This window comes from Rugosimonospora africana, from assembly GCF_016862975.1.
GTDB classification, from domain to species: domain Bacteria; phylum Actinomycetota; class Actinomycetes; order Mycobacteriales; family Micromonosporaceae; genus Rugosimonospora; species Rugosimonospora africana.
Map to the genome: position 1 here is coordinate 75,573 of NZ_BONZ01000001.1, position 19,757 is coordinate 95,329.

Sequence of the window (19,757 nt, forward strand, 5' to 3'; positions counted from 1 at the left end):
CGGTACGGGGGTCGACAGATTCGCACGCGTTGGTTTACTGTTTCTACCTGTCGACGCTTGACGATCATGTGACAGACAAGCGTCTTCTTCGGTTCGGGGGCCGTGATGTTAGAACGCATCTGCGTAATACTTTCTCCGGATGGGCGGCGCGCGTGACGAGCCCGTTCGACAGCCCTGACTCGCGATATGTCGCTCTGGTAAACGGCGAGGGTCAATACTCGCTCTGGCCGGCCGAGGTCAACGTGCCGGACGGATGGCGGGTCGCGCACGGCGCGGACAGCCGCGACGGCTGCCTCGACCACATCGAGCGGACCTGGACCGACCTGCGGCCGGCGAGCCTGGTGCGCCAGCCGGCCGGTGCGGCCGAGGGTCCCGACGTGACCGACCGAGGCTGACGACCTGACGAGGGAGCCGTTGATGCCCGCCGACGACCACTACGTACGTCTCATTCTCACCGCCCTGGACCGCAACCCCGAACGGGTCGCCGTCTGGTGGGGCGACCGACCGGTCACGGCCGGCACGCTGGCCGATTCCGTACGGGTGGCGGCCGGTGCCATGGTCGCGCAGAGCGTCGGTATCGGGTCGGTGGTCGGCGTGCTGGCCGAGGCCAACAGTCCGGCCACGCTGATCCTGCGATACGCGGCAAACCTGTTGGGCGCCACGGTGGTTCACCCCGGGGCGACCAACGCGGTGAACCCTGCCGACTCGCTTTCCGCCGACGACCAGGTCGAGATGCTCAGCACCGCCGGCCTGACCATGCTCATCGTGGATCGCGCGCACCTGTCCCGGGGCCGGGATCTGTGCGCCCGGGTCGACCGGCCGGTCCAGCTCGCCGGCTTCGACCTCGCCGGCACGGCGGACATCCCCGACCTCGCCACCGGCGAGCCGTTCGACGAGGCGAAGGCCGCGTGCGGCGACCTCGCCGTGGTGACATACACCAGCGGTTCCACCGGCAAGCCGCTCGGGGTGAGCTGGTCGTTTCCGGTGAAGAACCAGATGGTCGCGCGCACCCCGCGCTCGCCCCGGCCGCAGACCCTGCTGGTGACCGCGCCGCTGACCCACTCGACCGGGAAGATGGCGGACAACTTCCTGGCGGTCGGCGGCACCGTGGTGCTGCACGACGGGTTCGACGCCGGCCGGGTGCTGACAGACGTGGGCACTCGCCGGATCAACCGGGTGTTCCTGTCCGCCCCCCAGCTGTACGCGTTGACCGACCACCCCGACCGGTTCTCTGCCGACCTGTCCAGCCTGCTGTCTCTGATGTATACGGGCTGCGCGCCGTCACCCTCGCGCCTCGCCAGCGCCGCCGAGGCGTTCGGTCCCCGGTTGTTCCAGCTCTACGGCAGCAGCGAGTGCGGGCAGATCAGCTGGCTCAACCCGGCCGAGCACGACCGGATGGAACTGCGCGACACGGCCGGCCGACCGGTACCGCCAGTGACCGTGTCGATCCGCGAGCCCGACGGCGACCGCGAGGTGCCGGCGGGCGAGCCGGGCGAGGTGTGTGTGCGCACCCCGTGGGGGATGGCCGGGTACTGGCACGAACCCGAGGCGACCGCGCGGGTGCTGCGGGACGGCTGGATCCGCACCGGGGACCTCGGACGGCTGGACGCCAGCGGATACCTCCGCCTGGACGGCCGGCTCGGCGAGGTCATCAAGGCCAACGGCATCAAGGTCTACCCGTCCGCGGTCGAGCAGGTGCTGCTCGACCACCCCGACGTGGCACAGGTCGCGGTGTTCGGCGTCGAGGACGCGGACCGGATCGAGCGCATCCATGCCGTGGTCGTTCCCCGCGAGCGGACGTCGCTGACCGGCGATCAGGTGCGTGCGCTCGTGACGACCCGGCTGTCGGCCAACCACGCGCCAGCCCGGGTGGAGATCCGCGGGGACATGCCGCTTGCCGGTCTCGACAAGCTCGACAAGAAGCGGCTGCGCGCGGCGGCGCAGGCCCTGCTAGCCACGACCGATCCTCAGTGAGTCGATCCCAGTGACCGGAAGGGCTCTGCTATGCCGACATTGGAGGCTGCGGACACCGAGCCGCGTTCCCGCCCGTACCCGCCGGACCCACCGGCTCGGGTAGCGCCGGCCACGCTGCCGCAACTGTTCGAGTGCCAGGTGGCCCGGACACCGGACGGCGACGCGCTGGCCGACGGCACGGGCACGCTGACCTACCGCGAGCTGAACCGGCGGGCAAACCGGCTGGCACGGCTGCTGATCCGGCGCGGGATCGGGCCGGAGCGGTTGGTGGCGCTGCGCCTGCCCCGGTCGGTCGACATGGTGGTGGCGATGCTGGCGGTGGTCAAGGCGGGCGGAGGATACCTGCCCGTCGACCCGGCGTACCCGGCCGCCCATGTCGAGTACGTACTGGCTGACGCGGCACCCGACCTGATCCTCGACACGCTGGACTCCGCCGAACTGGGCGACGCACCGGCCGAGCTGTCGGACACCGACCCGACCGACCGGGACCGCACCGCGTCGCTGCGCCTGGCCAACACCGCCTACGTCATCTACACGTCCGGCTCGACCGGCCGGCCGAAGGGCACCGTCATCACCCACGCCGGCCTGGCCGGTCTCGCTGCGGCGAAGGTCGACAGGCTGGCGCTGTCGGCGGGCGACCGGATGGCCCAGCTCTCCTCGCCCAGCTTCGACGCCTCGATCACGGAGATCTGGGCGGCGTTCACCGCCGGCGCCACGCTGGTGGTCCCGCCGCCCGGGCCGCTCGCCGGCGACGAGTTGGGCGACGCGCTGCGCGCCGGCCGGGTCACCCACGCGGTCATCCCGCCATCGGCGCTCGGCAGCCTGTCCGGGGTCGACCTGCCGGACCTGCGGACGATCGTGGTCGCCGGCGAGGAGTGCCCGGCCGAGCTCGCCGCGCGGTGGGCGCCGGGCCGGCGGCTCATCAACGCGTACGGGCCGACCGAGGCGACGGTGTGCGCCACCATGACCGACCCGTTGTCCGGCAACGGGATCCCGCCGATCGGCCAGCCGATTCCGGGCGTGGCGACCTACGTGCTGGACGGTGCGCTGCGACCGGCCGCTCCCGGCGAGACCGGTGAGCTGTACCTCGCCGGGCCGGGGCTGGCCCGCGGATACCTGCGCCGGCCCGGCCTGACCGCACAGCGGTTCGTGGCCGACCCGTTCGGGGAGCCCGGTTCCCGGATGTACCGCACCGGAGACCTGGTGCGCCGCACCGAGACCGGCGACCTGGTGTTCGCCGGCCGGCTCGACGACCAGACGAAGATTCGGGGATACCGGGTGGAGCTGGGCGAGGTGGCCGCGATCCTGCGTAGCCATCCGTCGGTGAGCGAGGCGGTCGCCGTGGTGCGTCCCGACCCGGCGGGCAACCCGCGGCTGGTCGGCTACGTGGTGCCTCATCGGGGTAGCGCGCCGACGCCGGCCGAGGTTCGCGAGCACGCCCGGTCCCGGGTACCCGAATACCTGGTACCGGCCGTCGTGGCGGTCCTCGACGAGCTGCCGCGCACCCCGTCCGGCAAGGTCGACCGGGGCGCCCTGCCGGCACCGGCCGGCCCGGAGGCGGCCGGCGAGTCGCCGCGCACCGACCCGGAACGCACGCTCTGCGCACTGTTCGGCCACGTGCTCGGAGTGTCCGATGTGGACCTCGACAGCCACTTCTTCGAGCTGGGCGGCGACAGCATGCTCGCGGTGAACCTGATCCGCGGCGCCCGCGAGGCGGGGCTGTCGTTCACGCCGCGCGAGTTGTACGCGCAGCCGACCGTACGGGGGCTGGCTGCGGTGGCCGCCGCCCGGACGGGGGGCGCCACCCGACCGACCGGAGGCTCGGACACCGACACGCGGACCGGCGAAGGGCCCCGGCGATGACCGCCACGACAGTCGCTCCCGAGTCGCTGGACACCATCGACCTCGCGGACCCTAAGTTGCACGCCGAGCACGACCTGTCCGAGATCTGGCGGCACCTGCGGGCCACCCGGCCGGTGTATTGGCAGCCGCTGCGCGGGACGCAGCCGGGGTTCTGGGCCATCACCCGGTACGCCGACGCGTTGTCCGTGTACCGCGACTCGGATCGGTTCACCACCGAGCGCGGCAACGCCCTCGGTACCATCCTGCACGGTGGCGACTCCGCGGCCGGCGTCATGCTCGCGGTCACTGACGGCACCCGGCACCACGAGATCCGGGCGATTCTTCAGCGGGCCTTCTCCGCCCGCGCCCTGGCGGCGATCGGGGAAAGCCTGCGCCGCACCGTGGACCGGCTGCTCACCGAGGCCATCGACAAGGGCGAGTGCGACTTTGCCCGGGACGTGGCCGGCAACGTTCCCCTCGGTGCCATCTGCGACCTGCTCGATGTTCCTCAGGACGACCGCCGGTACCTGCTCAGCCTCACCGCGCACGCGTGGAGCTCCGATCACGCCGACGCCCCGCCCATCGACAGTTGGTCGGCACGCAACGAGATCCTGCTGTACTTCGCCGACCTGTCCAAGGTGCGGCAGCGCAGCAGCCGCACCGACGTGGTCAGCTTGCTGACCAACGCCACCATCGGCGGGGACAACCTGCGCGACGCCGAACTCGTGGCCAACTGCTACGGCCTGATGATCGGCGGCGACGAGACCGGCCGGCACGCGATCAGCGGTGGCTTACAGGCTCTCCTCGACCACCCGGACGAGTGGCGGCGCCTCAAGGACGGTGAGGCCGGCCTGGCCTCGGGAGCCGAGGAGGTGCTCCGGTGGACCACACCGTCCATCCACAGTGGACGGGCGGCGACGGTCGACGTCACGGTGGGCGGCGAGCAGATCCACGCGGGCGACGCGGTCAGCGTCTGGATCTCCTCGGCCAACCGCGACGAGACGGTCTTCCCGGACCCTGACCGGTTCGACCTCAACCGCGATCCCAACAAGCACCTGACGTTCGCGCTTGGCTCACACTTCTGCCTGGGCCACCTGCTCGGCCGGATGGAGGTCGAGGCGGTACTGGAGGGGTTGCGTCGCCGGGTGCGCTCGGTGCGCCAGACCGGTCCGGCGCAACGGATCTACTCAAGTGTCCTCAGTGGACTCAGCTCTTTGCCGGTGGTACTCGAGCCCGAGCCGGCTCGCTCATGACGCACGACAGGGAGGACCCGATGGAGCAGTACGACGTGGTGGTGGTTGGCGGCGGCCCGGGAGGCTCCACGGTGGCGTCGTTCGTCGCCATGCGGGGACACCGGGTGCTGCTGCTGGAGCGCGAGGAGTTCCCGCGGTACCAGATCGGCGAGTCCCTGCTGCCGGCCACGACGCAGTGGATCTGCGGGCTGCTCGGGGTGACCGAGGAGCTGGCGGCGGCCTCGTTCACGAGAAAGTCCGGTGGCACCTTCCTGTGGGGCACCAGTTCCGAGCCGTGGTCGTTCAACTTCACTACGGCCTCGCACGGTGAGCGCTACGCCTACCAGGTCGAGCGGATGAAATTCGACCAGATCCTGCTGAACAACGCGCGCCGGCACGGCGTCGAGGTCCGGGAGCGCTGCGCGGTCCAGGAGGCGTACGACGACGGGGACCGGGTCCGCGGGGTGCGGTACGTCGACGCGGACGGCCAGCGGCATGAGGTGGCCGCCAGGTTCGTGGTGGACGCGTCCGGCAACCAGAGCCGGCTCTACACCGCGGCCGGTGCCACCCGCGTCAACTCCGACTTCTTCCGCAACATCGCGCTGTTCGGATACTTCGAGGGCGGCGCCCGGATGCCCCAGCCCCGCAGCGGGAACATCGTCTGCGCGGCGTTCCGGGACGGCTGGTTCTGGTACATCCCGCTGAGCGACACGCTCACCAGCGTGGGCGCGGTCGTCCCGTCCAGCATGGCGGACAAGGTGCGCGGCGACCGGGAGCAGGCGCTCGCCGGGCTGATCGAGGAGTGCCCGCTCATCAGCGGGCTGCTGACAAACGCGCACCGGGTCACCGAGGGCACATACGGGGAGATCCGGGTACGCAAGGACTACTCGTACCACACGACACGGTTCTGGCGGCCGGGCATCGCACTCGTTGGCGACGCCGCCTGCTTCGTCGACCCGCTGTTCTCCACCGGGGTATACCTGGCGACCTACAGCGCGCTGCTCGCCGCCCGGTCCATCAACACGGTGCTGGCCGACCGGCTGGACGAGGCGACCGTGTTCGCCGAGTCGGAGTTCCGCCACCGCCGCGAGTACCAGCTGTACCACGAGTTCCTGCGGATGATGTACCACGCGCACGTGGACGAGGGGTCATACTTCTGGACGGCCCGGAAGCTCACCGACAGCCCCGTGTCGGACGCGGACGCTTTCAGTGAGCTGACCGCGGGACTCGGTGCCGGCGAGTTCAACCTGCCGGAGCTGGACGGCCCGGCCCGGCAGCGGACCGCGGGTACGGGCAGCGGCGGCGTGGGGCTCGCGACCCGGCCGGCGGTGCACACGGACGAGGACGAGGCGATGAACCGGCAGTGGCGCGGTCGCACCCGTGCCCGCCTTCAGGGCCCGGACCAGGAGCGGCTCCTGGCCAGCATCGAGACCAGTTGGCGCGACCGCCCGGGCCGGCTGGTCGCGTCCGCGGACAGCCTGCACTGGGAGCTGCCCGACTGATCCGGCATCGGCTGGTCAGCGCACGATCACCGTGGGCTGACCAGCCGCGGTCCTCAGACGCCGCGAGCGTTCGGGTCAAGCGACATACAGCACCTGACCCGACAGGCCGGACGCATCGGGCCCGGCAAGCATGGACACCGCCCGGACCGCCGCGGCGAACGGATCGCCGCCCGGTGCCGTAGGCGCGGGGTTCGGTACGGACAGCTCCACGGGTACCGCCGGCAGGTGACTGGCGACCGCGTTCACCGCGATGCCGAACGGCTCACATTCCAGGGCGAGGGTACGGGTCAGGCCCAGCAACGCCTCGGTGGTCGTCGGCGCGGTGCCCACGGCCACCGTGACGATCCGGCCCCACCATTCCCGCATCATGTACTCGCTGGCCGCGCGGCTGGCCGCGAAGGCGCCATAGAGGACGGTTTCCACCCGCGCGGCCCAGTCCGCCAGCGCCCAGCCCGACAGGGCCGGTCCGGCCTCCGGACACACGGCGTTCACCAGTACCGTGGGCTCGCCCAGCCGCTCCGCGACCCGGTGCAGCGCGGCATCCCACCCGTCGCCGGTGCCCGTAGCGACCGCCCGCCGCCCCAGCCGACTCACTGCCTCCACAGTCGGGCCGCACGCGGCGTCGTCTTCGTCCACCACCGCGATGTCGAGGCCCGCCGCGGCCAAGCCGACCGCGACCGCCGCGCCCACGCCACGGGCCGCTCCGGTCACCACCGCCACACGCGTCACCAAAGCTCCCCCGCCCCAGACGCCGACCTGGATCCGGAGTCAAAATGCCCGAGGCCAGATAGAAAGTCAACGCGTACGATCTGGGCAAGCGGGCCGGCAAGGCCCAAAACAGGCCGTCCCCTAGCGGGTCAACGGTCGTCCGCCGGCTTGTACTCGGCGAGAATCTCCAGCAACGGCGCCACCACTCGCAGCATCTGCCGCTCGCTCGGCGCCAGGGCTTCCTGCATCGCCCCGGCGAGCCACGCTTCTCGCCGGGCACTGTCCCGACGGAGCAACTTTCGGCCCGCGGTGGTCAGCTCGAGCAGCGACTGCCTCCCATCGGACGGGTCCGGGCGCCGGGACAACAGGCCCTGATGTTCCAGCGAGGCGAGCACCCTGGTGAGCGTCTGCGGTGCGACGTTCTCCGCCCGGGCGAGAGCCTTCGGGGTCAACCGGGGCTCTCGGCGGACCCGAATGAGGACCGAGATGCCCAACGGGCTCACCCCGGTCTCCTGCCGCTCCGCGCGCAGCCGTCGCGCCAGCGAGATCACGGCAATCCGCAACTGGCGAGCCGTGTCCAGTAGTTCGAGGTCCACCGTTGATGCCATGGCAGCACCATAGTCCGTCGAACCTGTGACTGGATCGACTGGTCACGAACCGGTGGTGTCGTGTTCCAAGATCTCAATCGCACCCGACGGGCAGCCGTGGGCGGCGAACCGGACATCCGCGTGGGTGTGGGCGGGCGGCTCCGCGAGCAGCAGTCGCACGACACCGTCGTCGGGATCCTGGTCGAACACCTCTGGTGAGGACTGCGAGCAGAGACCGGACGAGCAGCAGAGATTTGGGTCAACGACCACGCGCATGGCATCCCCCGCGACGACGAGTACCGAGCCATCGTCCTACGTGGCGCCGGATCGCGCCAGCCCCGCCAAGGACCGGAACGAACAGTTACCAAATGCTAACCATTGCGGTCATCCGATTGACTCGGGAGAGGTTCGGTGCACCACGGGATGCACCCCCTCCCGGCCAACCACTGGCAGCCGCATCTGCCGCGACCCGGACGACCCGGCGGACTCGCTGTCCGTCCCATCCGGGCGCAGGAATCGGGCGTACCGTCCGGCCAGCGCCACCAGGTCGGCGTGCGTCCCCCGCTCGACGATCTGACCGTGTTCCAACACCACGATCTGGTCGGCCCGCTCGACGGTGGCCAACCGGTGCGCGATGACGATGGTGGTCCGTCCCTCCGCCAACCGGTCCAGCGCCTCCTGCACGGCCCGCTCGGTACGCGTGTCCAGCGCGCTGGTCGCCTCGTCGAGCACCAGTACCGGCGGGTTGCGCAGCAACACCCGGGCGATCGCGAGACGCTGCCGTTCGCCGCCGGAGAACCGGTTTCCCCGGTCCCCGACCACGGTGTCGTACCCGTCGGGCAGCGCCACGATGAGGTCGTGCACCTGCGCCGCCCGGGCCGCGGCCTCCAGCTCCTCCTGGCTCGCGGACGGCTTGGCCAGCAGCAGGTTCTCCCGGATCGTCGCGTGCAACAGGTACGTTTCCTGAGCCACCAACCCGACCGCGTCTGCGACCGATGCCCGCGTCGCGCCCGCGACATCCACGCCGTCGATCGTGACCGTCCCCGTCTGCGGTTCGTACAGCCGGGCTACCAGATAGGCCAACGTGGTCTTACCGGAGCCGGTCGCCCCCACGATCGCGGTGATCGAGCCCGGCCGGCAGACCAGGTCCACGTCCCGCAGGATCGGCTCGGCCCCGGCCCTCTCCTCGTATCCGAAGGTGACCCCGTGCAGCGCGACCTCGCCCCGAGTCACCCGCAACGGCATGGCGTCCGGCCGATCCATCACCTGTACCGGAAGGTCGAGCACCTCGAAGATGCGCGCGAACAGCGCCATCGAGGTCTGCACGGTCTGCCCGACGCCCTGCACCGTGGCGGCCGGCCCAGTCAGCCGGTTCACCATGCTGGTGAACGCCACGACTGTGCCGATGCTGGCCAGCGACGCCCCGTTCGCCACTTCGATCCCGGCCAGCCAGTAGATGACCGCCGGCACGATGGTCAGTGCCATCCGCCGGCTCGCGGTGCGCCACCGGCCGGCCATCGTCTGCGCGAGTTCGAGCCTGGAAATCTCTCGCGACTCCTCCGCGAACCGCCGGCGGAACTCGTCGCGTAGCCCCATGGTGCGCACGAGCAACACGCCCGAGACCGACAGCGACTCCTGGATGAGCGAGGTGAGCCTGGCCAGCCGGCGCTGCCGGCCGCGCGCCAGGCTACGCAGTTGCCGGCCGAGCCGGAACGTGACCAGGAGGAACGCCGGCACCACCAACAGTGCCAGCAGGGCGAGCCGCCAGTCCATGATGAGCATGGCGGCGGCGATCGCCGTGGCCGACGTGGCGCTCTGCACGGTCGAGGTGGCCGTGGTGGTGAGCACGGTGTCCACCCCGCCGATGTCGTTGATGACCCGGGACAGCAGGTCGCCGCCCCGGGCGCGGGTGAAGAAGCCGAGCGACATACCGTGCAGGTGGTCGTACACGGCAACGCGCAGATCGTTCATGACCCGCTGACCGATCACGTTGGCCAGCCGAGAGCTCGTGACCCCGAGGACGCCGGCGGTCACCGCGGAGGCCACCATGCCCAGAGCCAGCCAGGAAATCATCCAGGCATCGCGCTCCGGCAGGCCGTGGTCGATAATCCCGCGCAGCAGGAAGGGACCGACCATCGCCGCGGCGGACTGCGCCACAACGAACGAGAGCAACAGGAGCATGAGCCAGCGGTACGGGCGGAACAGGCCGATAATCCGGCGCGCCGATACCGTCGGCTCGGTCTCCGTTGCCAGAGTCATACACTGCAGCGTAGTACTTGACCCGACAGTAAGCCAATTTCGCAATCAATTTAGTTCGCGTTTGCGTACTGTCCTGGTATGACAGAACCTCGGAAAAAGCTGGGAACCGCCTGGATCGCACCACACGCGACCTCGGGTAGGTCTCAACGCAAGCGGTTCACCTGACCTCGCAATCGTCCGTTCGTGCCACCGGAACCAGCCTCGACGCGGGGCCCCTGCCCTTCTGTCGCACGGTGTGCGGGTCAATCGTCAAGGCGCACAAGCCCGTCGTCCTCCGTCGCCCGCGAGCGCTCAGTCGCGCCGGCCTCGCGGCGGGTAGAGGGCAGGAACGCCAGGGCGATCGCGACCCCGGCCACCGCCGTGCCGAGCGAGACCAGCAGGGACATGTCGACGCCGCCGACGAACGCCGTGCGGACCGACCGCGCGAGCGCGGCCGAGCCCGACTGGCGGGCGACCGCGACGCCCTGGTACACGCTCTGGCGGGCGAGCGCCGCGGTGGTCTCGGGGAGGCCGCCGAGCCCGAGGCGGGACCGATAGCCGGCAGTCAGCACGCTGCCGACGATGGCCGTGCCGAGAGGTCCCGCGGTCTTCTGGAACGCCTGCACGACGGCGGAGCCGATCCCGCTGCGGTCCGGCGACAGCCGGGACAGCGCCGCGGCGGTGGACGCGGTCAGGACCAGGCCCGTGCCGGCGCACAGAAGGAACATCCAGACCGCGACGAAAGCCGTGCTCGACTCCGCACGGGTCGCCATGCCGAGCGCCGCGCCCAGGCCGAGCAGGACGAAGCCGAGGGCGACGGTGAGCTTCGGCCCCAGCCGCTTGGCCAGCGCGCCGGCGGGCAGGGCACCGACGATGAGCCCAGCCACCAAGGGCAGCAGTCGCAGGCCCGAACCCAGGGAGTCGACGCCGCGGATCGCCTGGAAGTACTGCGGCATGACGAACAACAGGCCGATCATGCCCAGGCCGGCCACGCCGCTCAGCACCGCGGGAACCGTGAACGAGGCGGAGCGGAGCAGTCCCGGGTCGATCATGGGATGTCCTCCGCGGGCGCCGAGCCGGCGTTCCCAGAGCGCGAAGCCGCCGAGCATGAGCAAGCCCGCGATCATGAGCGTCACGGCCGCGACGTCGCCCCAGCCGTTCTTGCCGGCCTCGATCAGCCCGTAGGTCAGCGCGACCAGGCCGGCCACCGAAGCCACGGCGCCGACCAGGTCCAGCTCGGGACGCTGCTCGGCCCGGGACTCGGGGACGAGGACCATTCCGATGATCAGGCCGAGCACCACGACCGGCACGTTGAGCAGGAAGACCCAGCCCCACCAGAACCGGGAGAGCATCCAGCCACCGAGGATCGGCCCGAGCGGGAGCGACAGGAAGGTGGCCGCCTCGTAGACGCCCACAGCCCTGGGCCGTTCCCGGTCGTCGAACAGCACGGTCAGTGCGGAGAGCGCCATGACCGTGCTGCCGGCCCCGGCCAGACCCATCATCAGCCGGGCGGCCAGGAACACCGAGGGGGTGGGAGCCTCGGCGCACAGCACCGACCCCAGCCCGAAGACGGCCAGGGAGCCCAGGAACAGCCTCTTCCGGCCGAACCGGTCGCCGATCAGACCGGCCGGGATCGCGCCGGCGGCCAGCAACAGCAGGTATCCGGCCTGGAACCACTCCAGGTCGGATGCCGACGCGTCCAGCGCCCTGCCGAGCGTCGGTAGGGCAACGGACAGGACGGTGCCGTCGAGGCCGATGGCGAGGACGTTCAGGCAGACGGCGCCGAGGGCCCACCACTTGAGCGACGGGGCGCGCGCGGATGAAAGTGATACAGCGTCTCGCATGCGAGACACTGTATCGGTTCGTGGTTTTCTGCGCCAGGCCGGATGCTCCGGGTACGATCCCGACCTGATGCCGCGTCGATCTGCGCTTCCGGCCGAGGACGGATCCACAGCCGAAACCCCGGAGCCGAGCCTGGTATGGACACGCCCGGCGACCACGCGCCGGGCGGCGCTGACGCGCGAGGCGATCGTGGCGGCCGCCATCCGCGTGGCCGACGCCGAGGGCCTCGCGGCCGTCTCGGTCCGCCGCCTGGCCATCGAACTCGACGCGAGACCGATGAGCATCTACTCGTACGCGCGAATCGAGTCCAAGGAAGAGCTGTTCGACCTCATGGTCGACGAGGTCTGCGCCGAGATGCTGGTCCCCGACCTGCCCGATCCGTGGCGGCCGGCCCTGCGGGCCGTGGCCACCCGGACCCGGGCGGCGCTGCTCGCGCACCCCTGGTGGGTCGAGCTGATCGGCCGGAACGTCCTCCTCGGTCCGCACGGGACCCGCTACCAGGAGCAGCTGCTGGCCGCGGTCAGGACGCTCGACGCCGACCCGAAGACCAAGCAGGCGGTGGGCGTCACGGTGGAGACGTACGTGGTCGGCCAGATCACCTTCGCCCTGGACGAGCAGGGCTCGGCCGAGACGGAGCACCGATCCACGACACGGTCGCGGCAGGCGGTCAGCCAGTACCAGCGGGACCTGATCGCCACCGGGGAGTTCCCGCAGCTGTCCAGCGTCGGCCCGCCGGAGCCCTCGTCCGCGGCCGATCGCGACCGGTACTTCAACCTCGGGCTCGACTGGCTCCTGGCGGGCATCGGTGCCAGCCTCGAGCCGGACGCCGGACCGCACCGGGCCGACTGAGCCCGGCTCGGGTATTCAGGAGCCGGCGACCTGCTTGGCCACCAGCCGCCGCTGCCTCCGGCGCAGGATCAGGTGCCGCACCACGCCACGCAGGATCAGGAGAACCCCGACGGCGAACGGTCGCAGCACGGCGAACGACGGAGGCCAGGTGATCGCGGCGGCGATCGCCTACCCCGCCATCAGGAGCGCGCCCGTGGCGTAGGAGACCTTCGGCCGGTTGAGGAACCGCACGGTCACTATGCGACTGGGTGCCTTCCCGACCCCGCGCGCTGGTCGTCGGGTCGAGCGCGCCTGGAATCAACCGGCATGACAGCAGGTTAGCTCAGACCAGCGGTCGATACGATGCGGCGAGAGTGACGCCGAGTCCAGAGAAGGGGGCGGAGCCGTGCGTCTTCACGTGGGGTGTGCGATGTGGACGCACAAGGCGTGGCAGGGCCGCTTCCTGGCGCACCCGCTGCCGTCCGATGAGCGCCTGCGCCACTATGCCCACTGGTGCAACGCGGTCGAGGGGAACACCACGTTCTACGCGACCCCGGCCCGGGACACCGTGGCCTCGTGGGCGCGGCAGACCGACCCCGACTTCCGGTTCGTCATCAAGCTGCCCAAGCTCATCACGCACGAGCGCCGCCTGACCGGCGTCGACGACGCGCTTCGCGCGTTCCTGGACGCGGTCGAGCCGCTCGGCCCGCGGGCGGACGCGCTCTGGATCCAGTTGCCGGGCTCATTCGGCCCGACCGACGTCCCCACGCTGGCCCGTTTCCTGCGCGGCCTTAGCCGGTCCCACCGGTACGCCGTGGAGGTCCGCGACGCTGCCTTCTTCGAGGACCCTCGCGCGACCCGGGCGCTCGAAGAGGCGCTCGCCGCCGCGACCGCCGAATGGATCCCGTTCGACACCACCGCGTTCTTCCGGAGCCCACCGACCAGCGACGCCGAGCGGGACGCGTGGACGAAGAAACCACACATGCCGTTCCGGTCGCTGGCGCGCACCGACCGGCCGATCGTCCGGTACCTCGGACGGGACGCCGTCGCGCAGACGGTCGAGGGCTGGCGGCGCTGGGTCGACATCGTCGTCGAGTGGCTGCGTGAGGGTCGCTCGCCCACCGTCTTCATCCACACCCCGGACAACGCCGAGGCGCCCATGCTCGCCCGTCGCTTTCACGACGAGGTACGGGCACGGGTACCGGAACTCGACGCGTTGCCGGAGCCGATCGCGGACGAACCGTTGACTCTGTTCTGACCGCAAACCGGCGGCGGGGGCACGGGTCCCGTACCCACCGTCGCCGGCATGCGGTCAGTGGTGCCCCGGGCCGTCGTCGCCGCCGTGACCGTGGCCGCCTCCGTGAACGTCGTCGCCGCCGTGCCCGTGGTCGTCGCCCGCATCGTGCGTCGCCGGGTCGTCGTTGGCCCGATCGCCGCGGTCGTCGTTCCGGCTGGGAGCCCCGCCGGCCCGGCCCGGGGCGTCGCCGTCGAGGCGTACGGCACCTGACCGGGCGTCGACCTTCACCTCGAGCACACCGTCCGATGTGGACAGATGCACATTCCACACGGTACGGCCGTTGTCGGTGTCCAGCCGGGTCTCGATGACCGTGCTGCCCGGTACCGCGGCCACTGCGGCCCGTTCGGCGTCGCTCCGGCTGATCCCGACGGAGGCGGTGGGGGTGGTGGCGGCCTGCCGGGTCGGGTGCGACTCGGCCGAACCGGCGGTGGCCGCGTTGGCCACGCCGATTCCCGCGGCGGCGAGGATCGCGGCGGTGGCGATTCCGGCCGGGACGATAAGCAGTTTGCGCATGATGCCCTCCGCTGAGGATTGACCCGCGTCGTGTGCGGCTGACTTCGACAGTGCGGGTACGGCGGCTATCGGCGGGCAGTGCGCGCGATAAGGAACGGCAAAGACGTCAGGTGCGGGGGTCCGGTGGCGGGCCGTACTCGACCACGACGCGGGCGCCCCCGCCACCACCGGTACCGATCGCCAGGCTCCCTCCGCTGGCGACGGCCGTACGCCGGGCGATGTCCAGGCCCAGTCCGGTCGAGCCGGCACCGCTCGCGCCGCGCCGCACGGCGTCGATCGCGGGAAATCCCGGCCCGGTGTCCTCGACCACCACCCGCGCACCACCGCCGGATCGCGCGGTGACCGAGACGGTGTACCCGATGCCCTGCGGTGTGTGAGAGAAAACGTTGCCCAGCAAGGCATCGAGGCTGGCGCGCAGGTCGGTCTCGGTGACACCGACCGGCAGCCGTTGCCCGGGCACCGCGACCCGCGACGGGCGCCGCTGGTCTTCGGCCAGCGCGTGCCAGAACGCGCACCTGGCCGCCACGACCTCGGCGGCGTCGCACACGGCCGGGGGTGGCGTACCCGTCCGCCGGGCCTGCTCGATGACCCGGGTGACCGCGGCCTCCAGCGTCACGACGTGTTCGGCGATCGCGGCGGTACCCGGAGTGGCGTCCACCTCCAACCGCAGGGCCGTCAGCGGCGTCCGCAGTTGGTGTGACAGGTCGGCGACCGACTCGCGTTCCTGGCGCAGCAGGTCCTGGATGCGCCCGGCGAGGTGGTTGAGCCCGGCGGCCACCGCCTGGATCTCGGCCGGTCCGTGCACGGGTGAGCGCGCGTCCAACTGGCCGGCGGCGAGCCGGTGAGAGACGTCGGCCAGTTCGCGGATCGGGCGCACGGTGGCGCGGGTCAGCCGATCCCCGGCCAGTACCGAGAGAACCAGCGCACCGAATCCGAGCAGGGCGAGGATGAGCCAGGACCGGTGCACACCCCGGGTGAGTTCGGCGTCGCTCACGAACACCCGCACCACGACCGCGCCGTGGTAGCTGCTGGCGGCGACCGCCGCGACCACCTCCCAGCCGCCGCGCCCCGCGGCGGTGAAGCTGGATCCGCGGGAGGCGAGTTCCACCGCGGGGGTACGCGGTGCCGGAGCGCCGAGCGCCACGCCACCGGGCAGGTACACCGTGGCGGGGTATCGGGGCACGTCGCTGTTGGCCTGCGTCACCGCCACGTCGAGGTCGGCCCGTCCCAACGTGGCCACCAGGAACTCCAGGTTGCGCGCCTTGTCGGTGGCGGCACCCACGGCACGGTCGGGCGCCGAGACCTGGACCAGGCGGGCCAGCGGCACCAGCAGCGCCGCCAGCACCAGGGTCATCGCCGCGACCAGCAGTGCGGCCTCCCTCAGCCTCATGGCTGGTCGGCCGGGGCGGACAGCCGGATGCCGACCCGGCGCACCGTGTGCAGGTACCTGGGTTCCAGCGCGGTCTCGCCGAGCTTGCGACGCAGCCAGGACAGGTGCACGTCGACGGTCTTGTCGGCGCTCGCGTACGGGATCTGCCACACGTGGGTCAGCAACTCGCCCTTGGCGACCACCTGGTCGTGGCGCAGCGCCAGGTAGTGCAGCATGTCGAACTCGCGGGGCGTGAGATCCAGATCCCGGCCGTTCAGCGTCGCCCGCCGCGCCCGGGCATCCAGCCAGAGCCCGCCGACCGTGACCGTCGCGTCCCGCTCGTCGGTGCCGACCCGGCGCAGCACCGCACGGATGCGCGCGTCCAGTTGCTGTGCCCCGAACGGCTTCACGATGTAGTCGTCGGCACCGGCGTCCAGTGCCCGTACCATTTCCGCCTCCGCGCCGGCGGCGGTCACCACGATGACCGGCACCGGGCTGACCGCCCGCAGCATCCGCAGCACCTCGCGGCCGTCCAGATCGGGCAGGCCCAGATCGAGCAGCACGATCTCGGGACGTTCGGCGACCGCGAGCTGCAACCCGGTCAAGGCATTGGCGGCGGTGGCCACGGCGTGCCCGCGTTCGCTCAGTGCCCGGACCACACCGGTACGGATCGCCGGATCGTCCTCCACGATCAACACCTTCGCCACGCACTCACGCTAACCGCCCGACCCTCCCCCGACTATGGCCCGCACGCCTGGTCAGGGCGCCCAGCGGCGTTCTTTCCGCATTGCTAGCCCGCTCTTATCCGTTTCTTAGCGTTCGCGGGCGGACACTGGACCGGTGCGTCGAGGGATTGTCATCGCGGCCGTCTGGGTCGCCGCCCTGGCCGGGGCGACCATCGCCGGCGTGGCCAGCGTCAGCACGCTCGGCGGCACCGGTGGCGAGCCGCTGAGTCAGCACGACGTCGAAAACCGGCTCGCCCGAACCTCACCGTCGCCGGACGAGCAAGCCAGCCCGGCGCGGTCCGGCGCACCGCCGTCCGCGTCAGGCCCGGCCGCCTCCAGCCCGGTCCGGCGGTACTTCCCGACCACGGGCGGGAGCCTGTGGGCCACCTGCGGCGGCGGCACGGCGACTCTGGACACCATGACCCCACGATCCGGATACCGGCTCGACGGATCCAGCGCCGGCCCGGCCGAGACGGCGTGGGTGCGCTTCAAAGTCGACGTCGAACACGGCCACGCCGACGAGTACCGGGTCACCGTGGTCTGCCGGGACGGCGTACCGCAGGCGACGGAGACCCCCGACCGCTGACGGTCACCGGAGCCCCCGAGTGTGACCAAGCTCACTGCTTCGACCCCGACTGGGTCGACGGATTCCCCTCCGGCCGCTGGTCTCGATGGGGACCGAATCCGACGACCACCCGGAGAGCCCGATGTCCATTTCCTTTTCCACCGCCGTCGTGACCGGCGCCAGCCGCGGTTTCGGGCACGCGATCGCCGCCGCGCTCGTCGCGAGGGGCACCGGCGTTGTCGGCATCGCCCGCGACGAGGCACGGCTGGGTGCCGTACGGGACGAACTCGGCGAGGGCTTCATCCCCGTCGCCGCCGATGCCACCGACGAGGCCGTCGCCGAAGACGTGATCCGTGAGTACCGTCCCGGGCTGCTGGTCCTCAACGCCGGGGCCACCCCGCACATGGCGCCGGTGCACGAGCAGACCTGGGAGACCTTCAGCCGCAACTGGCACACCGACACCCGGCACGTCTTCGCCTGGACCCGGGCCGCGCTCCGGGAGCCGCTGGCACCGGGCAGCGTGGTCGTCGCGATGTCCAGCGGTGCCGCGCTGGCCGGTTCCCCGCTCAGCGGCGGGTACGCCAGCGCCAAGGCCGCCATCCGCTACCTCCGCGGGTACGCCGCCGACGAGTCGGCGCGGGCCGGCCTGGACATCCGGTTCCTCGCGCTGCTTCCGCAGCTGACCCCGGCCACCGACCTCGGCTCGGCCGGGGTGGCCGGCTACGCGGCGCGCCAGGGCGTCGAGCGGGACGCCTTCGTCGAGGGCATGCAACCGATCCTCACCCCGGATCAGGTCGCCAAGGCGGTCGTGGACCTCGCCACCGACCCCGACAGCGCTCCGGAGTACCGGATCGCCGGCGACGGAACGCGTCCGGTCGCCTAGAAGAGTCGCCGCCTACAGTGGACATCACCGTACCCGGAGAGAAGCCGTGCCCCCGAAGACCGAGTTCGCCGCGTTGGCCGAGCCGTTCCGGCCGGAGTTGCTCGCGCACTGCTACCGGATGCTCGGCTCTATCCACGACGCCGAGGACCTCGTGCAGGAGACCTACCTGCGCGCGTGGCGCGCGTACGACCGGTTCGAGGGCCGCTCCTCGGTGCGGCGGTGGCTCTACGCCATCGCCACCGCGAACTGCCTGACCGCGCTGAAGAGTCGCGCCCGGCGGCCGCTCCCCTCGGGGCTGGGCGCCCCCTCGGACGATCACCGGGAGGTCGTGACCGTCCGCGAGCCGTCGGTACCGTGGCTGCAGCCGGCCCCCGACGCGGCGTTCGGTGCCGGCGATCCGGCTGCGGTCGTCGCCGGGCGGAACGGGCTGCGGCTCGCCTTCATCGCCGCGCTCCAGTTCCTGTCCGCCCGGCAACGCGCCGTGCTGACGCTGCGCGACGTACTGGCGTTCCGGACGGCCGAGGTCGCCGAGATGCTGGGCATGACGACCGCGGCCGTCGACAGCGCGCTGCGCCGCGCCCGGGCCCGGATGGCCGAGGCCGGACCCGCCGAGGGCGAGCTGGCCGAGCCGGACAACGAGACTCGCCGGGCTCTGCTCGACCGCTATGTCGACGCGTTCACCCGGGCCGACCCCGACGCGCTGGTTCGCCTGCTGCGGGCCGACGTCGAACTGGAGATGCCGCCGATCCGCACCTGGTTCACCGGCCGGGAGGCGGTCGTCGGGTTCCTGGCCAGCCGGGTGCTCCGCGGGAACGTGTGGCGGATGGTGCCCACCAGCGCCAACGGCCAGCCGGCGGCCGTCGTGTACCGGCGTGGTGACGACGGCCGGTTCGCGGCGTACGGCGTCCAGGTCCTGACCCTGGCCGGACCCGGGATCGGCCGCATCACCTCGTTCAACGACCCGAGCCTGGTACCCGTGTTCGGCATCGCGCCCACACTCGCGACCTGAACGGCGAGGCGCGACAACGCGAACGGCGGACCGGCCTCAGAACGGTCGGATCGGACCTTCCTGGCGCCTCTCGCGCCTCTGGCCGGAGCGTGCGCGGCGGCGCAGTACCGCGGCCGCGATGGCGCCGGGCTGCTCATGGTGGTCGACGCCCTCGGTCTCCACGACCAGCCGTAGCCACCGGTTCGTGGTGAAGGCCCGCCAGAGTCCGATCAGGAAGCTCCCGGCGTACTCCACCCGGATCCGGACCCCCGAGCCCTCCGGCGCCTGGAACTCGAGCCTGCGGCTGCCGACCAGCGTGCCTCTGCCGCCCTTCACGAACGCCTGGGCGACGTGGTATCCGGGGCTGATCGGGACGCTGCGGGTCTCGTTGCGCTCCAGCAACGCGACGACCTCGCCGTCGAGCCGGACGCCGTACGTCCGCTGGTATGAGCGGCCTTCGCCCCGATAGAAGATGGCTCGCGTGTGGTGAACACTCATCGGCTGCCCCTCACCCAGTGGTGAGGCATAGCGTAGGTGGACCGAGCAAGGCGCGTTCCGCGCCGCGGGCGGTGTGCCGGCCATCACGCTCCGTTCCCGGCCCGGGAACCCGCACGCTCAGTAGTGTTGAGCTGTTGTCGACGGTGCGCGGGTGGCCGGAGGTACG

19 protein-coding genes are annotated in these 19,757 nt (G+C 71.5%); 10 read left to right on the forward strand and 9 right to left on the reverse strand.

Features of this window, described 5'->3' with window-relative positions:
- The first annotated feature begins 152 nt into the window (after window positions 1-152).
- The 5 genes from Raf01_RS49325 to Raf01_RS00375 are packed head-to-tail and all read left to right on the forward strand — an operon-like array spanning window position 153 to window position 6,550.
- Window positions 153-395, forward strand: a complete 243-nt coding sequence (locus tag Raf01_RS49325; protein ID WP_239133262.1) for an MbtH family protein — start codon at window positions 153-155, stop codon at window positions 393-395.
- A gap of 22 nt (window positions 396-417) precedes the next feature.
- Window positions 418-1,974 (forward strand): AMP-binding protein, encoded by a 1,557-nt coding sequence (locus Raf01_RS00360; protein WP_203915628.1) that lies wholly within the window; start codon window positions 418-420, stop codon window positions 1,972-1,974.
- 30 nt (window positions 1,975-2,004) lie between these two features.
- Window positions 2,005-3,837: a non-ribosomal peptide synthetase gene (locus Raf01_RS00365; RefSeq protein ID WP_203915629.1), complete on the forward strand. Its 1,833-nt coding sequence runs from the start codon at window positions 2,005-2,007 to the stop codon at window positions 3,835-3,837.
- Window positions 3,834-5,069, forward strand: coding sequence for a cytochrome P450 (locus Raf01_RS00370; RefSeq protein WP_203915630.1), 1,236 nt, complete (start codon window positions 3,834-3,836; stop codon window positions 5,067-5,069). Before Raf01_RS00365 ends, Raf01_RS00370 begins: the two co-directional genes overlap by 4 nt.
- Before the next feature lie 20 nt (window positions 5,070-5,089).
- Window positions 5,090-6,550, forward strand: a complete 1,461-nt coding sequence (locus Raf01_RS00375) for a tryptophan 7-halogenase (protein ID WP_239133263.1) — start codon at window positions 5,090-5,092, stop codon at window positions 6,548-6,550.
- Between the two features lie 75 nt (window positions 6,551-6,625).
- On the opposite strand, the gene Raf01_RS00380 is transcribed toward Raf01_RS00375, so the two are convergent.
- The 5 genes from Raf01_RS00380 to Raf01_RS00400 all read right to left on the reverse strand — a co-directional run bounded on the left by Raf01_RS00380 (window position 6,626) and on the right by Raf01_RS00400 (window position 11,927).
- On the reverse strand, window positions 6,626-7,279 hold the full coding sequence (locus Raf01_RS00380) for an SDR family NAD(P)-dependent oxidoreductase (protein WP_203915631.1): 654 nt from the start codon (window positions 7,277-7,279) through the stop codon (window positions 6,626-6,628).
- 128 nt (window positions 7,280-7,407) lie between these two features.
- Complete coding sequence (locus Raf01_RS00385; protein WP_203915632.1) at window positions 7,408-7,866, reverse strand: MarR family winged helix-turn-helix transcriptional regulator; 459 nt, start codon at window positions 7,864-7,866, stop codon at window positions 7,408-7,410.
- 42 nt (window positions 7,867-7,908) lie between these two features.
- Complete coding sequence (locus Raf01_RS00390; protein WP_203915633.1) at window positions 7,909-8,121, reverse strand: ferredoxin; 213 nt, start codon at window positions 8,119-8,121, stop codon at window positions 7,909-7,911.
- A 108-nt stretch (window positions 8,122-8,229) separates the two neighbouring features.
- Complete coding sequence (locus Raf01_RS00395; protein ID WP_203915634.1) at window positions 8,230-10,104, reverse strand: ABC transporter ATP-binding protein; 1,875 nt, start codon at window positions 10,102-10,104, stop codon at window positions 8,230-8,232.
- A gap of 242 nt (window positions 10,105-10,346) precedes the next feature.
- Window positions 10,347-11,927, reverse strand: a complete 1,581-nt coding sequence (locus tag Raf01_RS00400) for an MFS transporter (protein WP_203915635.1) — start codon at window positions 11,925-11,927, stop codon at window positions 10,347-10,349.
- Between the two features lie 67 nt (window positions 11,928-11,994).
- Here Raf01_RS00400 and Raf01_RS00405 point away from each other — a divergent pair, with 67 nt between their 5' ends.
- Both Raf01_RS00405 and Raf01_RS00410 read left to right on the forward strand, forming a co-directional pair.
- Entirely contained in the window at window positions 11,995-12,774 is a 780-nt protein-coding gene (locus Raf01_RS00405; protein WP_203915636.1) for a TetR/AcrR family transcriptional regulator C-terminal domain-containing protein, read from the forward strand.
- 385 nt (window positions 12,775-13,159) lie between these two features.
- Window positions 13,160-14,011: a DUF72 domain-containing protein gene (locus Raf01_RS00410; protein WP_505973659.1), complete on the forward strand. Its 852-nt coding sequence runs from the start codon at window positions 13,160-13,162 to the stop codon at window positions 14,009-14,011.
- 54 nt (window positions 14,012-14,065) lie between these two features.
- Here Raf01_RS00410 and Raf01_RS00415 read toward each other — a convergent pair whose 3' ends face one another.
- The 3 genes from Raf01_RS00415 to Raf01_RS00425 all read right to left on the reverse strand — a co-directional run bounded on the left by Raf01_RS00415 (window position 14,066) and on the right by Raf01_RS00425 (window position 16,639).
- Complete coding sequence (locus Raf01_RS00415) at window positions 14,066-14,563, reverse strand: PepSY domain-containing protein (protein ID WP_203915638.1); 498 nt, start codon at window positions 14,561-14,563, stop codon at window positions 14,066-14,068.
- Window positions 14,564-14,669: 106 nt separating this feature from the next.
- Complete coding sequence (locus Raf01_RS00420; RefSeq protein WP_203915639.1) at window positions 14,670-15,953, reverse strand: sensor histidine kinase; 1,284 nt, start codon at window positions 15,951-15,953, stop codon at window positions 14,670-14,672.
- Window positions 15,950-16,639 (reverse strand): response regulator transcription factor, encoded by a 690-nt coding sequence (locus tag Raf01_RS00425; RefSeq protein WP_203915640.1) that lies wholly within the window; start codon window positions 16,637-16,639, stop codon window positions 15,950-15,952. Before Raf01_RS00425 ends, Raf01_RS00420 begins: the two co-directional genes overlap by 4 nt.
- Before the next feature lie 133 nt (window positions 16,640-16,772).
- Here Raf01_RS00425 and Raf01_RS00430 point away from each other — a divergent pair, with 133 nt between their 5' ends.
- The 3 genes from Raf01_RS00430 to Raf01_RS00440 all read left to right on the forward strand — a co-directional run bounded on the left by Raf01_RS00430 (window position 16,773) and on the right by Raf01_RS00440 (window position 19,114).
- Window positions 16,773-17,243 (forward strand): hypothetical protein, encoded by a 471-nt coding sequence (locus Raf01_RS00430; RefSeq protein WP_203915641.1) that lies wholly within the window; start codon window positions 16,773-16,775, stop codon window positions 17,241-17,243.
- A gap of 85 nt (window positions 17,244-17,328) precedes the next feature.
- A complete protein-coding gene (locus Raf01_RS00435; protein WP_203915642.1) occupies window positions 17,329-18,105 on the forward strand; it encodes an SDR family oxidoreductase in 777 nt (258 codons plus the stop codon).
- Window positions 18,011-19,114 (forward strand): RNA polymerase subunit sigma-70, encoded by a 1,104-nt coding sequence (locus Raf01_RS00440; RefSeq protein ID WP_203915672.1) that lies wholly within the window; start codon window positions 18,011-18,013, stop codon window positions 19,112-19,114. Before Raf01_RS00435 ends, Raf01_RS00440 begins: the two co-directional genes overlap by 95 nt.
- Before the next feature lie 36 nt (window positions 19,115-19,150).
- On the opposite strand, the gene Raf01_RS00445 is transcribed toward Raf01_RS00440, so the two are convergent.
- Window positions 19,151-19,591 (reverse strand): hypothetical protein, encoded by a 441-nt coding sequence (locus Raf01_RS00445; protein ID WP_203915643.1) that lies wholly within the window; start codon window positions 19,589-19,591, stop codon window positions 19,151-19,153.
- Between the last annotated feature and the right edge of the window lie 166 nt (window positions 19,592-19,757).

Coding starts and splice junctions, on each gene's coding strand:
- Raf01_RS00360 (WP_203915628.1), top strand. CDS start 418: ATGCCCGCCGACGACCACTACGTACGTCTCATTCTCACCGCCCTGGAC.
- Raf01_RS00365 (WP_203915629.1), top strand. CDS start 2,005: ATGCCGACATTGGAGGCTGCGGACACCGAGCCGCGTTCCCGCCCGTAC.
- Raf01_RS00370 (WP_203915630.1), top strand. CDS start 3,834: ATGACCGCCACGACAGTCGCTCCCGAGTCGCTGGACACCATCGACCTC.
- Raf01_RS00375 (WP_239133263.1), top strand. CDS start 5,090: ATGGAGCAGTACGACGTGGTGGTGGTTGGCGGCGGCCCGGGAGGCTCC.
- Raf01_RS00385 (WP_203915632.1), bottom strand. CDS start 7,866: ATGGCATCAACGGTGGACCTCGAACTACTGGACACGGCTCGCCAGTTG.
- Raf01_RS00390 (WP_203915633.1), bottom strand. CDS start 8,121: ATGCGCGTGGTCGTTGACCCAAATCTCTGCTGCTCGTCCGGTCTCTGC.
- Raf01_RS00395 (WP_203915634.1), bottom strand. CDS start 10,104: ATGACTCTGGCAACGGAGACCGAGCCGACGGTATCGGCGCGCCGGATT.
- Raf01_RS00400 (WP_203915635.1), bottom strand. CDS start 11,927: ATGCGAGACGCTGTATCACTTTCATCCGCGCGCGCCCCGTCGCTCAAG.
- Raf01_RS00405 (WP_203915636.1), top strand. CDS start 11,995: ATGCCGCGTCGATCTGCGCTTCCGGCCGAGGACGGATCCACAGCCGAA.
- Raf01_RS00415 (WP_203915638.1), bottom strand. CDS start 14,563: ATGCGCAAACTGCTTATCGTCCCGGCCGGAATCGCCACCGCCGCGATC.
- Raf01_RS00420 (WP_203915639.1), bottom strand. CDS start 15,953: ATGAGGCTGAGGGAGGCCGCACTGCTGGTCGCGGCGATGACCCTGGTG.
- Raf01_RS00435 (WP_203915642.1), top strand. CDS start 17,329: ATGGGGACCGAATCCGACGACCACCCGGAGAGCCCGATGTCCATTTCC.
- Raf01_RS00445 (WP_203915643.1), bottom strand. CDS start 19,591: ATGAGTGTTCACCACACGCGAGCCATCTTCTATCGGGGCGAAGGCCGC.